Annotated in this window: 10 protein-coding genes; 5 read left to right on the top strand and 5 right to left on the bottom strand. The window is 56.6% G+C overall.

All coding sequences use genetic code 11. The features are described from left to right. Positions 1-205: 205 nt before the first annotated feature. Positions 206-2,062 (top strand): hypothetical protein, encoded by a 1,857-nt coding sequence (locus tag ACGY09_RS09250; protein ID WP_397571319.1) that lies wholly within the window; start codon positions 206-208, stop codon positions 2,060-2,062. Between the two features lie 114 nt (positions 2,063-2,176). Here the strand turns inward: ACGY09_RS09250 and coaD are convergent, their stop codons facing one another. Both coaD and ACGY09_RS09240 read right to left on the bottom strand, forming a co-directional pair. Beyond that, positions 2,177-2,695, bottom strand: coding sequence for a pantetheine-phosphate adenylyltransferase (coaD, locus tag ACGY09_RS09245; RefSeq protein WP_373650552.1), 519 nt, complete (start codon positions 2,693-2,695; stop codon positions 2,177-2,179). Between the two features lie 73 nt (positions 2,696-2,768). After that, positions 2,769-4,229 carry an MATE family efflux transporter gene (locus ACGY09_RS09240; RefSeq protein ID WP_373650553.1) on the bottom strand — a complete coding sequence of 487 codons (1,461 nt, stop codon included), beginning with the start codon at positions 4,227-4,229 and terminating at the stop codon, positions 2,769-2,771. A gap of 483 nt (positions 4,230-4,712) precedes the next feature. On the opposite strand from ACGY09_RS09240, the gene ACGY09_RS09235 reads away from it, so the two are divergent. From ACGY09_RS09235 to ACGY09_RS09225, 3 genes are read left to right on the top strand one after another with little or no spacing between them, the layout of a single operon-like run. Continuing rightward, positions 4,713-6,245 carry an SGNH/GDSL hydrolase family protein gene (locus tag ACGY09_RS09235; RefSeq protein WP_397571318.1) on the top strand — a complete coding sequence of 511 codons (1,533 nt, stop codon included), beginning with the start codon at positions 4,713-4,715 and terminating at the stop codon, positions 6,243-6,245. Next, positions 6,242-8,071 carry a carbamoyltransferase gene (locus ACGY09_RS09230; RefSeq protein ID WP_397571317.1) on the top strand — a complete coding sequence of 610 codons (1,830 nt, stop codon included), beginning with the start codon at positions 6,242-6,244 and terminating at the stop codon, positions 8,069-8,071. Before ACGY09_RS09235 ends, ACGY09_RS09230 begins: the two co-directional genes overlap by 4 nt. Beyond that, positions 8,037-8,708, top strand: a complete 672-nt coding sequence (locus tag ACGY09_RS09225) for a DUF5989 family protein (RefSeq protein ID WP_397571316.1) — start codon at positions 8,037-8,039, stop codon at positions 8,706-8,708. The genes ACGY09_RS09230 and ACGY09_RS09225 overlap by 35 nt, the downstream gene beginning before the upstream one ends. Positions 8,709-8,827: 119 nt before the next feature. Here the strand turns inward: ACGY09_RS09225 and ACGY09_RS09220 are convergent, their stop codons facing one another. Together ACGY09_RS09220 and hisA are read right to left on the bottom strand one after the other, a co-directional pair. Then, positions 8,828-10,324 (bottom strand): APC family permease, encoded by a 1,497-nt coding sequence (locus ACGY09_RS09220; RefSeq protein WP_397571315.1) that lies wholly within the window; start codon positions 10,322-10,324, stop codon positions 8,828-8,830. Between the two features lie 13 nt (positions 10,325-10,337). Next, complete coding sequence (hisA, locus tag ACGY09_RS09215; RefSeq protein ID WP_373650558.1) at positions 10,338-11,075, bottom strand: 1-(5-phosphoribosyl)-5-[(5-phosphoribosylamino)methylideneamino]imidazole-4-carboxamide isomerase; 738 nt, start codon at positions 11,073-11,075, stop codon at positions 10,338-10,340. A 393-nt stretch (positions 11,076-11,468) separates the two neighbouring features. Here hisA and ACGY09_RS09210 point away from each other — a divergent pair, with 393 nt between their 5' ends. After that, complete coding sequence (locus ACGY09_RS09210; protein ID WP_397571314.1) at positions 11,469-12,632, top strand: 3-oxoacyl-ACP synthase III; 1,164 nt, start codon at positions 11,469-11,471, stop codon at positions 12,630-12,632. A 14-nt stretch (positions 12,633-12,646) separates the two neighbouring features. On the opposite strand, the gene lexA is transcribed toward ACGY09_RS09210, so the two are convergent. Further along, a complete protein-coding gene (gene lexA / locus ACGY09_RS09205) occupies positions 12,647-13,237 on the bottom strand; it encodes a transcriptional repressor LexA (RefSeq protein ID WP_397571313.1) in 591 nt (196 codons plus the stop codon). Positions 13,238-13,848 lie beyond the last annotated feature (611 nt).

Below are 13,848 nucleotides of genomic sequence, written 5' to 3'. Positions count from 1 at the left end.
TCTACCCGTAGCGCGGGACAAAAGACTACTGTCTCATGCTGGTTGCGCCGGAGCGGCCGTGTGGATAGGATTGTGCCCGGGCGGATGACAACGTTGCTGCTGCCAGGTTTTTGTGGGCACGATCGATGAACGGATCGTTGTCGCGTCGATGCTGAATTTCCGGGCTGCCGTCAATCAATGGACTAATCCTTTACAGGAAGCACCTATGAACCCTTTGCGCGATGCGAGGCACAGGTTGAAGAGTCACTTGAACGTAGTGCGATTGCTGACGGCAGCAGTTCTCGGTCTGGCGGTCGCCGGTACGGCTCCGAATCTTCTCGCGTCCCCGCCCAGCATCGTCGTCGACACTCCGATGCATCCTCCCTACTGGGCTCTTTTGGAGCGTGAACTGCTCAGACAGAATGCGAGCGCCTGCCGCGAATTCTTCGACAAGTACTTTGACGAACGGGGTTGGCTGCTGTGTGTTGAGCGATGGGGCGGTGATGACGGACCCGATGATGCAATCGAAAGCTGTCTGGACTGGCCGCTCGTGCATGCGTTAGGGGGCGATGACGACGTCCTTGCGATGTATAAAAAAGCGTGGGAAGGCCATCTTCGACAATACACGTTGGCAAAAACCGTGGATGTTCCGCTGGCCCGCGACGGGATGTACTTCAAAGAGTTCCCTGTCATGATGGATTGGCTGCATAACAGTGAGGGACTGGTCGTCTTTAACTTGCAGGGACTGTCAGATCCTCAGGATCCTGCATTCCTGCAGCGCGTCAAACGTTATGCGGGATTCTACCTGAATGAGGATCCCGGCGCGCCGAACTACGATGCAGACCACAAGATCATTCGCAGTATGTTCAACGGCAGTCGAGGTCCGTTGCTGAGAAAAACGACCGGGCTCGACTGGGCTGGTGATCCGATTGAAGTTGAGAACCGCTTCCGGCCTAAACATGGTGAGTCGACGTATGCTCAAATGCTCGAGCATTTCAAAGACTACAACGACACCGTGGGGGATCATCCGCAAAATCTGAAAGCGACGACACTGGCGCTGAATGCCTATCTGGTGACACAAGATCGGAAGTACCGGGAGTGGTTACTGGAATATGTCGATGCCTGGCATGACCGGATGAAAGAGAATGGTGATCTGATCCCGACAAACGTGGGGCTGGATGGCAGGATCGGCAGTGACGCGGGGGGACACTGGTGGGGCGGGGTCTATGGTTGGGGATTCACTGTTTATGATCCTGCATCAAAGACAATGGCCAGTCGCAATCAGCATCATGCCGGGCTGCAGGGATTTCTGAATGCCTACCTGCTGACGGGGGATGATCGCTATCTTGAGCGATGGAGAAGGCAGATCGATGCCGTGAACCGGAACGCCAAAGTCGAAGCCGGAGTCACGCTGTACCCCCGCATGTACGGTCAAGAGGGCTGGTATGACTATGTTCCCGAAAAGTATTCGGCAGGCGCCTACGAGATCGCTTACCTTTCGATGAAAGAGCAGGATCTGGCACGCGTTTCCGATCATGCCTGGTTTCGGTTTCTGAACGGCACGAATCCGGACTATCCGCAGCAGGCATTGCTGGCGGACCTGACCCGGATCCGCAATCAGGTCGACGGCATTCGCAATGACCCGACCACACCGGATACCCGTCTGGCTGATGATCCTCTGCCGTTGAATCCCGCCAGTGTGAATTCGCTGGTGGAACTCATGCTGGGTGGTCTTCCGCCAGGCCGAAGCGGTTCGGCGCTGTTCTGCCGTTTACGGTATTTTGATCCCGAGAAACGCCGGGCGGGCCTTCCGGACGGTGTGGCGGCATTGGTCGATGAGATGTCGGACAGCCACGTCACTGTGACACTGGTGAACGTTGATCAGCAGTTTTCCCGGGATGTGACCGTTCAGGCGGGTGCGTACGCCGAACATCATTTTGAGTCCGTAACGAACGGCTCGAAGGTAGAGAAAGTGGATCGCTCCAGCTTTACAGTTCAGCTTGCCCCGGGGGCGGGAGCTAAGTTGAGGATTCAAATGAACTGTTTTTCAAATCCCCCGCGCATGTCATTTCCGTGGAGGTGACGATCCTCACCGAATTGAGTGACCGGATCGTAGAAGATGTCGAATAAGGGGCTGGCGTCGGACGGTCACGAACGGTCACGGACACATGGACGATGGCAGAGTCTCGTCTCTGAGCTATTCGGGACGCTGGTACTTCTTCAAAATGGGTTCGACGACTTCCGAAGGAAGAAATTCGGCCAGCTTGCCCCTCACGCTGCCTGTTGCCAACTGAGCGACCTGTTTGATCAATGTGCTCGAGACGTGAGTTAAGTGCTCGCTGGCCATGAGAAACAGCGTGTCGATATCGGGTTCAATCGCCCGGTTAGCGAGTGTAAACGTGAACTCGGTTTCAATGTCGGACAGCGATCGAATACCGCGAAGCAGCACGCGAGCCCCGCATTGGCGGACGAATTCGACGGTCAGCCCTTCGAAGCAACGGACCTGGACGTTCTTGAGTGGTTTCAGGACTTCCAGAGCCATCGAAAGGCGTTCATCCGGTGTGAACAGCGGATGCTTCTCGGGGTTAATCCCGATTCCGACCGTCAGTTTTTCAAAGATTGAGGCACCGCGGCGAATGATGTCGACGTGACCCAGCGTCAGGGGGTCGAAGCTGCCGACATAAACCGCGTGCTGCGAGCTCAATCCCGTTGACATGATCACAAACTCCTGCAGAAATCGCCAGTGGGCCATGGAATCTGGCTGATCCTGCCGCACGGACGCTGAGGTTTTAAATGTGGTCGAGTTGCCGACGGGGTTCGACCGTGGCGACAGGCTCGCTGTGTTCGACCGGAGCGTGATCCATAATCGACATTGTCATCCACCGGCCGTTAACAAACCGGGCCAGGAACACAAACCCGAGCGTGATGACGTAAACGGAACACCAGACCCAGCTCAAAATCAGGCTTTTTCCATAGAACTCCCAGGTCAGGTAGGTCGGAATGACCAGCAGGCCCCAGGCACAAACACACGTGACGATCATTGAGAAGACAGTATCACCCGCTGCACGGATAGCGGACCCAAAGATAATTGCCATCGCGTCGAAGAACGAGTAAAGAGCGACAAACCGTAGGAGCACGATCACAACGTCCTTGGTGGCAGAAAAGTCATCCCCATCTGCGTAAAGGGCGTACGGGACCAGCAGAACCTGAGGAAACACGACGTAAATAAAGCCGCATAACAGCATGATCCCACCGCCGAACACAAAGCCCTTCCAGGTAGTTGCTTTGGCCAGTTCCGGTCGACCTTCCCCGATCCGCTGACCCACCAGAGTGGAGACAGCAATCCCGACGCCGATCACTGGAGTGAATGCAAGGGTGTTCAGATTGAAGGCAATATTGGTCGCGGCCAGTTCATGTGGCCCGATCAGGCCGATGATCATGATGAATGCCGTGAAGCCCGCCACATCAAGGAACATTTGCAGTCCACTGGGTCCCCCAAACCGAAAGAGGTCCTTCATCAGCGTCCAGTCAAAGCGACGGTGGCGGGAGAACTGGTACGGTCCGTGGACAGAGTAATAGTACATCAGAGCTGCATAACAGAGCGTTGCATAGAGGTTCGCCAGGTTTGTGGCGGTCGCCGCACCCGCGATGCCCATTTCGGGAAATGGTCCACGGCCGAAGATCATGGCCCAGTCGAGTCCCGCGTTGACAAACACCGAAGACGCATTGACCGCCAGTACGACCGTCGTCTGTCCTCGCCCGCTGAAAAAACAGGAAAGAGCCGCAGGCAGAAGCGCAGCGAGTCCACCGGTACACAGATAGCGGAAATAAGTGGCTTCAAGTGGCCACACCGTTTCGGAATGCCCCACCCAATTGAAAAACGAGTCTGACCAGAGGGCAGGCAGAAACAGCAGCAAGCCGCAGAACGTCGCGAAATAGATTCCTTGCCAGACCGAAGCGGAAACGCGATCCGGCCTTCTTGCTCCGTCGTACTGTGCGACGAACGCGTTCAGGTACGAGATGATCCCGAACGGCAGGCTCAGGCACGACCAGAACAGAATCCCCGCAGGAAGTGCCGCAGCGACGGTATCCTTCGAATACCAGGTCAGATAAATACGATCTACGACGTGCATCATCGACTGTGTGCTGGCACTGAGGACCATCGGCAGCGCAACGGCAATCAGTTCTCGATAGCTGCCGGGAACCCACTTCAGGGGGCGTTCGTCGAAGGATTCGGTTGCCGAAGACACTATGAAAACCTAACTCGAGTTTGCGGCGGGAAAAAGGGGACTGGGGAGTATGTATTGAACCGATTTTAACGGCAAGTGGATGTGAAAAGATCCTGCTTCGCAGCACTCTGTCGAGCGAGTGATCCACTCAATGTAACTCGATGCACGTCACTGGTTAGGCGATCGATCAGATGTTTCATCACTAATCAGTGACATACCCGTCCAACTCCGCGTCACTCATCACAGAACTTCATTGAAGAGAATGTGCCCCCACGCCAAGGGCGACGAGAGAGTCCGACACAGGAGCCGAGAAACGGGTTCGGAATTTTATCCCCCTGATTGTTCCAAAGTGTTCTCGCGGTGAGGAGTAGCCCGTGTTGTGGAGTCAAGCCGCTGCTCGCCTCAAGGCTTTCGCCGCTCTGCCGAAGCCAGTATCCTCGCAGGCCTTAGTCGAGCAACGAATCTTCTGGTATTTGAGGATCCCTTTCGCAAATGCGGGCGTGGATGAGTTTCCGATGGCGACGGAAAACCTGGCGAGTTGCTCCGTGGGTTTCATTGCGCGCGGCAGGGATCTCGTTGCTGATCGTGGTCGCGACCGCACTCGTGTTCGATCACTGGATCCTGGCTCGGCTGGAGAAACGGGGCCTGATCGCATCTGATGACTGGAAACGCCATAACCAGATCGTCATCGCGAATCACGAGAAAAAAGACCGTCAGATCGCCTACGAGCGACCAAAGCCAGAAGGGCCCTGCGGTGTCCGGTCCTGGCTGGGACACCCGGTTGAAAAACAGGGCCGCACTCAACATCGCCTGCTGGTGATGGGAGATTCATTCGTCTGGGGCTCTCCGTACTTGACGCTGAATCATCTGTGGTGGCGGCAACTGGCGATCGAACTCAAGCGTCGCGGATACCACGACGTGGAAGTCATCGCGGCCGGATGTTCAGGAATGTCGACTCGTGATGAACTTGAGCTGGCTCGCAGAGTCGTCCCTGATTTCCACCCTGATCTGATTCTGTGGGGGTTCGTCACGAACGATCCGGATGAACGCCTGGTTAAACAGATTCACACCAGCCAGCTCGCGCCGCCGATTCCGGGACGAATTCAAAAGGTGCTCGAGCGATTCATTCCCCGTCTCTGGGAACTGTTCAAATCCCGTCGTGCTGACAAGTTGGCCAAAAGTTATGTAGGACCGGAGTATGGGTACTCGTACGACGACTGGCTGAACCGCATCCATGAAGGGGAAAATTTTGAACGCTATCAGCAGACCGTTGCTGATGTCGGCCGTTTTATGAACGAGTCCCAGACACCTGCTCTTTTCGTGACACTCCCCGAAGCACCCATCCGATCACGATTCGCGTTCTCGTACGACAAAGTGGTCCCTTTGTGGGAAGCGGCCGGCGTTCCTGTGCTTAATTCTCTCGACACGTTCGTCCAGCAATTTCCCGATGCCGAGTCGACCGGGCCCAATTCCCTGGTGTGGGGAATCAATCCCGCCGACGGACACCCCGGTCCGCGAACGACAGCATTTCTCGCTCGGCAGACGGCCGATCGGCTCGAGCGGGACTTTCCGCAGGTACTCGGCCCACGCACCTTGGAGCCGCCCCGACTGACGATTAACGACTGGTTGCCTTACGATCTTGACGTGAGCCCGCTTGTCGAAGCGGGGCTGTGGGAACTGGACTATCCTCGCACGGAAAAATTCCTGCCGACGATGCCGCTCGGGATTCCGACGACGCTGATGGCGCTGGAACTGCCGCAATCCCTCGATGCAATCAGGCTCAGTTCATCCGGCTTGAGGTCGGCTCAGATCTGGATCTCGACGTGTGATCCGGATGAGGGTTACGACACGGGTGAATGGCACGATCTGGGGACCGCGAAGGGAACGGAGCTCAACTGGGTGATTCCCGATGGGCTGGCCCGACGTGACGTCGCGGTGATTCTGCTGAAGGCTGACGTCTCTTCCGATGATCGCCGGTTGCGACTGATGTTAGTCCCTGCTCAACCTTCCTCTTCTCGATCGGAAGGTGAGAAATGACGTCGATCCTGGGGATTTCCGCTTATTACCATGATTCGGCCGCGGCACTCGTAATCGACGGCAATATCGTGGGAGCGGCACAGGAAGAGCGATTTACGCGGGTGAAGGGGGACTCGTCGTTTCCTCATCACGCCGTGGGATGGTGCCTGCATTTCGCGGGTCTGTCGATCGAAGATGTTGATCACATCGTGTTCTATGAGCGGCCGCTCGTTCATTTCGAACGTCTGATGATGTCATCCCTGTTTACTGCCCCTCGAGGACTGCGCAGTTTCATCCACATTCTGCCCGACTGGCTCACCCGCAAACTGTGGCTTGAAAAAGAAATTGCGAAGGAACTGGGGATCGACCGGAAGATCGACTTCGTTGATCATCATCGCTCGCATGCGGCCAGTGCTTTTTATCCCTCTCCCTTTTCGCAGGCTGCGATTCTGACGGTGGATGGTGTCGGGGAGTGGTCGACAGCCACGTGGGGAGTCGGGACCGGGAACGAGATCGAACTGAAGCAGGAACTTCGCTTCCCCAATTCCCTGGGGCTGCTTTACTCGGCCTTCACGTACTACTGTGGCTTCAAGATCAATAGCGGCGAGTACAAATTGATGGGGCTGGCTCCGTATGGCCGGCCACTCTATGCGGAACGTATCCTTCAGCATGTTGTCCATCTGATGGATGATGGCACCATGCTGCTCAATCAGGATTACTTCGGATACGCCACCGGACTGGTTTCGACAACGGCCAGGTTTCACCAGTTATTCGAAGGGCCACCTCGTCAGCCCGAGACACGGATCACTCAGCGGGAAATGGATCTGGCCGCCAGTATTCAAGTGGTGATAAACGAGGCCCTGCTGCGTATGGGACGATTTATCCATTACAAGACTGGCATGAACCAGCTTGTGTTGGCGGGGGGCGTGGCACTGAACTGTGTCGCGACCGGGCACTTGTCGACCGCTGGTCCCTTTGACCAGATCTGGACTCAGCCCGCCGCAGGGGACGCGGGGGGAGCACTTGGTGCCGCTCTCAGTTTCTGGCATCGGGACTTAAATCAACCGCGACTGACAGCCAAACCTGATGGCATGCATGGAGCTTTTCTCGGACCGGATATCCCTCCGGAATCGCCTGTTGATGATGCCGTGCTTGAGGCGATGGGGGCGGTGTGGGACGCGCTGGACGAGTCCGAGTTGCAGACGCGGATCGCAACGGATATCGCGGCGGGGAAAGTCGTCGCCGTCGCGCGAGGGCGAATGGAGTTTGGGCCGCGGGCTCTGGGAGCCCGCTCCATTCTGGGTGACGCGCGATCCGACTCCATGCAGACGCGGATGAATCTGAAAGTCAAATTTCGAGAGTCATTCCGGCCGTTTGCTCCGATGGTGCTCGCCGAAGATGCCGACCGGTATTTCGATTGCCGCCAGGAAAGCCCTTACATGCTGCTCGTCTACCCTGTGACGCAGTCGCAGCGTAAAGAAGTTTCTGACGAGAAGCTGTTCGGCATCGACCTGCTGAAGCAGTCGCGCTCGCAGATTCCCGCAATTACGCATGTGGATTACTCGGCTCGATTGCAGACGATCGACCCCGCGCGAAATCCGTTCGTGTATGGCGTGCTGACCTCGTTCAAGCAGCAGACGGGGTGCAGTGTGATTGTCAACACGTCATTCAATGTCCGTGGCGAACCCATTGTGAACACGGCTGAGGACGCCTATCGTTGTTTCATGGCGACGGAAATTGACTCCCTGATTGTTGGCAATCGTTATCTGGAACGGACCCGTCAACCCTCCCCTCCCCTGGATGAGACCGCTCGTGCCCAATGGCTTCAACGCTTCGAACTCGACTGAGTTCCAGGCATCATTCAGCGCCTTTCCGTATCTCCGTCAACTTTCCGAGCGACGTGAGCGGGACGAGATCCGCCAATTAACCAGCTTCGGACTCACGATCGGGTGGCTGTTTTTTCTGCTGGGGGGCTTCTGCTGGTTCTGTGTGGTCAGTCCGCTCGATGGGTTCTGGCACGGTTTGATGCTGAGCGGCCTGGGTCTCATGGGGTGCGGGACGCTGTTGCCGCAGGCCCTTTACTGGCCGCATCGGATCTGGATGTCTCTGGCCCATTTTCAGGGGCGGCTGGTGATGACGCTGCTGCTGACGGTGTTTTACTTTTTGCTCATCTCGCCGCTGGGCTGGTGGGAGCGTCTTCGACACGGGAATGCGAATCCATTCTACTCCTGGACGACCGAACCTCCTCCGGTCACGTCTGCCTGGCAGGACCTGCCTGTCGAGGAACTGCGGGAATCGTCCGTATCCTATCGCCGTCTGAAGTCGCGGCCGCTGATCTCGCTTTTCGCCGAAACGTTCTCATTCTTTGCACGACGAGGCCACTACCTGCTGCTGCCCATTCTGGTGCTGCTGCTCGTACTGGGAATGGTGCTGTTCTTCGTGCAGTCGTCGGCACTGGCCCCGTTCATCTACACCATTGGCTGACGGCGGGATGAGAACGGGCCTGTTCCGTCCGGATGTGGAAATCGAACACCACGGCAGTGCTCTGCGCCGGCCGACGTGTGCAACGGGTCCGGCATGGGGCACTCTGACTTTGTGGTGGGTTACTCTGCGGCGGTGTCCGCTTTTAATTTTGACTTTGGAATCAGGGCGTAATAGACGATGCCGGCGGCGATCAGAGCGAGCACCCAGATGAGCTTGTCCCACTGTTCGATCAGTGTTCCGATCAGGGCGAGGAGATAAGTGGCGATCAACAGTCCTGGAGTGATGGGATACCCCCAGGTTCGATAGGGACGAGGTTCGGCAGGACGCCGGACCCGCAGGATGTAGACCGCTCCCACGGCAAGACTGTAGAAGATCAGGCCGGCGCAGATGACGGCATCGGTGATCAGGTCAAAGACTTCCTTTGGATTGGGGCTGGTCGCATAAAAGGCGATGATCATCAGCGCCGTCCAGATTCCTTGTATCAGAATCGAGTTCGCGGGGGTGTGATATCGAGGATGGACTTGCTGGATGTAGTTGGGGACCAGACCATCGCGAGCGGCGGCGAAATAGATTCTCGGGCCGGCGATCAGATTAGAATTGGCGGCTCCGAAGGTTGAGCAGCAAACGCCCAGTGCGGCGAACTTACTTCCCCATTCCCCGAACAGCACTCGAAAGACATCGGAGGCAAGTGTCGTGCTGTTGGCGACGGCGGACATCGACAGCACGAGATGGTAGCTCAGGTTGGCTCCTGCATAGACCAGGACGACCGTCAATATTCCGATCCCCAGAGCTCGGGGAACGTTCTTCTGCGGCTCACGGATCTCCTCGGCAACCGGTGCGATATTGATCCAGCCGTCGTAGGGCCAGAACACAGCGATCAGGGCCACACCGAAGGCTGCCAGGAATGTCCGCGATGTCGGTCCAGACTGTGATGCGGAATCCGCGGTCTCAGCGACGGCGACATCCGTTTCAGGTGCGATTGTCGTTTCGGGGGAGGAGACCCAAAGCGGCGAAAGATGTTCCAGGTTCATCTTTCCCATGAGCAGGGGGAGTCCGATCAGCAGGGCTAGAAAAACGAGCTTGGCAGCGGTGGCGACGTTCTGAACGGCGGCTCCCCAGCGGGTGCTGAAGATGTTGATGGCCGTTAGGCCGGTGATGATGATTAGCGATGCAGCGAACTGTCCGTAATGACCCAGCGGATAAGAGGTCGCCCCGGATGGACGCAGAAATTCGTCCAGATAAATTGCTGTCGCACAAACGAGTGCCCCGACAGAACCGGTTCGGATCACCCAGAACTCGGTCCAGCCCCAAAGAAAGGCGGGAAGTTGCCCGTAGGCTTCACGCAGGTAGAGATACGGTCCGCCTGCCTGGGGATACATTGCTGCCAGTTCCGCCAGAGCCAGCGAACCGCACAGCGTGATCAAGCCCACGAAGACCCAGACGCCAATGATGGGCAAGTATCCCCAGGCCATGAGTGCCTGATCGACTTTGCCCACCTTCAAGAAAATCCCTGAACCAATAATCGAACCGATGACAAGTGCCGTGGAGTCGACCAGTCCCAGTACTCGAGGAAGAGTCTTGGGAGCGACCCGATGCGGAGTTTCCGGATTCGACATAGATTCATGGTTCCTAGGTGGCAATACGGACAGCTTCAGCGACGTCGATTGTCCCTTCGTAGATTGCGCGTCCGACGATCGCGCCAATCAAGCGAGGGTGCTTACGGGAAAGCGCAGTCAGTTTTTCGATATCCGCCAGCGTGGTGACACCCCCCGATGCGATCACGGGGAATCCGAGTTCCGTCAGTCGGATCATCTCATCAATGGTGGCATCATCCACACCTTGCATCATTCCATCATTGGCAATGTTGGTGTAGATCACTGCGGCCAGTTCCAGATCGGAGAACTGTCGTGCCAGTTCCATCGCAGACGTCTGCGACACATCCAGCCATCCCGCTGTCGCGACCATGCCGTTGCGGGCATCCAGTCCCAGTGCAATCCGGCCGGGGAATAACCGGGTCATATCGCGAAACCAGTCGGGTTCCTTGAGTGCCTGAGTGCCGATGATGACCCGATCGATCCCCACTTCGCTCAGCATGAAGCGAATGGTGGACTCGTCACGCAGACCTCCGCCGAGTTCGCAGGGAATTTTGACGGCCCGGACGATCGCCTTGATGGCATCGACATTGACGGGCTTGCCTGCCTTGGCGCCATCGAGATCGACAAGGTGCAGTCGGGTTCCTCCCTGTCGTTCCCAATGTCGAGCCATTTCAGCCGGATCATTGCCGTAGACAGTCTCCTGGGCATAGTCACCCTGTCGCAGCCGCACACAGCAGCCGCCTCGCAGATCGATTGCAGGCAGAATTTCCATAACTGTTTCGGTGCAACGGTTGGTCGAAAATGACGGCACATTCGATCGACCGTTGCCAGATTCCTTGTTGTTCTCACCACGGGCTGACCGCGAGGAATGAGATGTTTACAGATTTTCACGTACCACAGTTTCCGCCAGAATGACTTCGGGGAGTACTGCAACAGGTCAGGATGATAGCAGTCCCGATTCGGTGCCACGATGGAAAGTGGCTGATTTTCAAAATCAGAAAAAATTCTGGTGGTGACCAGGCTGCAAGAGCCCTGTTTTTCAGGGGTTTGCAGCCACGAATACGGTAGAATCAGGTGAAATGCGATGGACGCACACTGTCTGTCGGATAAAGTGGTGTTCGTCCTTGTGCTTTACGGAATCCAGATAGGGACCGATTTTAGTCCTATGAAATATTCTCGAGTCTACATTGATGCGATCGGCTACGAACTGGCACCGGTGATCGTCACCTCAACGGAAATTGAGCAGCGTCTCGAGCCTTTGTATGAAAAGCTGAAGATTCCCAAGGGGCAGCTCGAAGCCTGGACCGGGATTCATGAGCGACGCTGGTGGCCGGAAGGGCATCGACTGAGCGACGGAGCAACGGAGGCGGCCCGCAGGGCACTTGAGAATTCCAATGTCGCCGCGCGGGATATCGGCGTGCTGATCTACGCCGGGGTCTGTCGTGAACAGTTTGAACCCGCGACCGCCTGTAGCGTTGCTGCTAACCTGACGATCAGCCCGGATGCCTCGGTCTTTGATGTCAGCAACGCCTGTCTGGGGGTACTCAACGGAATGGTTGATATCGCCAACCGCATTGAGCTTGGGCAGATTCGTGCCGGGATGGTGGTGTCGTGCGAGACTGCACGGGAGATCATCGACTATTCGATCCAGCGATTGCTTGAAGAGATGTCGATGGATTCCTTCACCAAGTCCCTCGCGACCCTGACGGGCGGATCTGGGGCGGTGGCGGTACTGCTGACGGATGGGTCGTTCTCGCGTGAACAGTCCCATCGGCTGCTGGGGGGCGTGACAAAAGCGGCACCCGAGCATCACGCTCTTTGCCGCTGGGGATTCGAATCACTGCTCCCTGCGGCCGTGAACAAAGTCGATGCGATATTGCCCTCCGTCGTCACGCATACGAAATTCGGAAACCTGCTGCCCAACCTGGTCCAGCAGAAGGTCAGCGGCCTGTTACCCGCGAAACTGTCTCACGCGTTCACTCAGTTTATGCAGACCGATTCGATCAGCGTACTGAAGCACGGCGTCGACCTGGGAATGAACACATGGCGTTCATTCCTGTCCAAAATCGGTTTCTCGCCTGACGAAATCGACAAGGTCATCTGCCATCAGGTTGGCAAGGGGCATCGCGAACAGGTTCTGGGGGCCCTCGGCATCGCCCATGACAAGGACTTCAACACCTTCCCCTATCTGGGGAATATTGGCACAGTGTCGCTTCCACTGACTGCGGCGATTGCCGATGAGCGAGGATTTCTCGTTCGCGGGGACCGGGTCGGATTTCTCGGTATCGGCAGCGGACTCAATTGCCTGATGCTGGCAATTGAGTGGTGACTTGCCGGGCGTGATCAGTACTGACGGATCACGCCAACCACGATACCAATGACCACAACGCGGTCGACGAACTGGGGATTTCCGGTCTTGCGAACCGATTCCAGTCGGACGCGGTGGATTTCCTGGTAGAGACGGCGAACGCCGATCGTTCCATCTTCGTAGGCGATCACGGCCAGGTCACCGTCACGGAACGACGGCTGCTTGTGAACGACCAGGGTGTCCCCTTCGGCGATCTGGTCATCGTTGAGGCTGGAACCACGGACTCGCAGGCAACACAGTTCGGGGGATGTGAACAGTCCGCTGAAGTCGAGGCGATCGTCGGGGTTGGCGGCAGGGAATGGCTCGCCCACCGTAATCTGGCCCAGGAAGGGGAGCACCGTCTGCAGCTGAGGGGGATTCGACAACTGAATCGCCCGTGACATGTGTGCTTCGCGGGAGATGAGCCCCTTCTTCTCCAGTGCCTTCAGGTGACACATCACTCCGTTCGGCGACTTGATGCCAAATTTGTGACCAATTTCGCGAACGGTGGGACCGTAACCGCGGGTCACAATTTTGTCGCGCAAGAAGTCGTAAATCTCTTGCTGTCGGAGTGTGAGAGAATGCATAGGATTCAATGTGTTCATCGAGATCGCCCTTAATTAACAAATACGGTGAACCCGACCATCAACCGAGACAGAGCTGACACAGATGACTGTTGCGTTTTCCGGCGCATGTCATCACGGGATGCCCTTCGCGGGCTCTCCCAGGAAACTCTTCTACCAAGTGCGCTCATCAGATCCTGATACCGCGAAAGTTGGCATGATGTTCGGGCAGTACACCTGCCAAGCAATTGACGTTCCAGAAAGCGGAGGTGCGGTTCGCAAACCCGAATCCGTCTTTCGACCACGTCGAAATGACAAATCGACAATCAATTCCAGTGTATATGTTCCCCCTCCATTTCTTTCGAGTCTGGCCTGTCTAGTTGTCGCAAATTCAGATCGGCTTCAGGTTGGCTATGCACGGTTGCGCGAATAAGTCTACTTTTCAGGGGGGTTGGAGGCCGTTCAATGTCGATCGTTCTGGCGATCGGTGAGACGATATATAAAAAAAGACTTTTGTTTTTGACGCAATTTGACGTTGCGACTCAGGGTGCCCCGTTTCGTCGAATGTGGCTACAGTCGGAATGACAGAGCTTCGAGCGACCCTCCCGGCCCCCTTGTTTTGTCACTTCCCGATG

The sequence above is a fragment of the Schlesneria sphaerica genome (genome assembly GCF_044336245.1).
Lineage (GTDB): Bacteria > Planctomycetota > Planctomycetia > Planctomycetales > Planctomycetaceae > Schlesneria > Schlesneria sphaerica.
This window is presented reverse-complemented; position numbering and strand designations above follow the sequence as displayed.

Coding starts and splice junctions, on each gene's coding strand:
- ACGY09_RS09250 (WP_397571319.1), top strand. CDS start 206: ATGAACCCTTTGCGCGATGCGAGGCACAGGTTGAAGAGTCACTTGAAC.
- coaD (WP_373650552.1), bottom strand. CDS start 2,695: ATGTCAACGGGATTGAGCTCGCAGCACGCGGTTTATGTCGGCAGCTTC.
- ACGY09_RS09235 (WP_397571318.1), top strand. CDS start 4,713: ATGAGTTTCCGATGGCGACGGAAAACCTGGCGAGTTGCTCCGTGGGTT.
- ACGY09_RS09230 (WP_397571317.1), top strand. CDS start 6,242: ATGACGTCGATCCTGGGGATTTCCGCTTATTACCATGATTCGGCCGCG.
- ACGY09_RS09220 (WP_397571315.1), bottom strand. CDS start 10,324: ATGTCGAATCCGGAAACTCCGCATCGGGTCGCTCCCAAGACTCTTCCT.
- hisA (WP_373650558.1), bottom strand. CDS start 11,075: ATGGAAATTCTGCCTGCAATCGATCTGCGAGGCGGCTGCTGTGTGCGG.
- ACGY09_RS09210 (WP_397571314.1), top strand. CDS start 11,469: ATGAAATATTCTCGAGTCTACATTGATGCGATCGGCTACGAACTGGCA.
- lexA (WP_397571313.1), bottom strand. CDS start 13,237: ATGCATTCTCTCACACTCCGACAGCAAGAGATTTACGACTTCTTGCGC.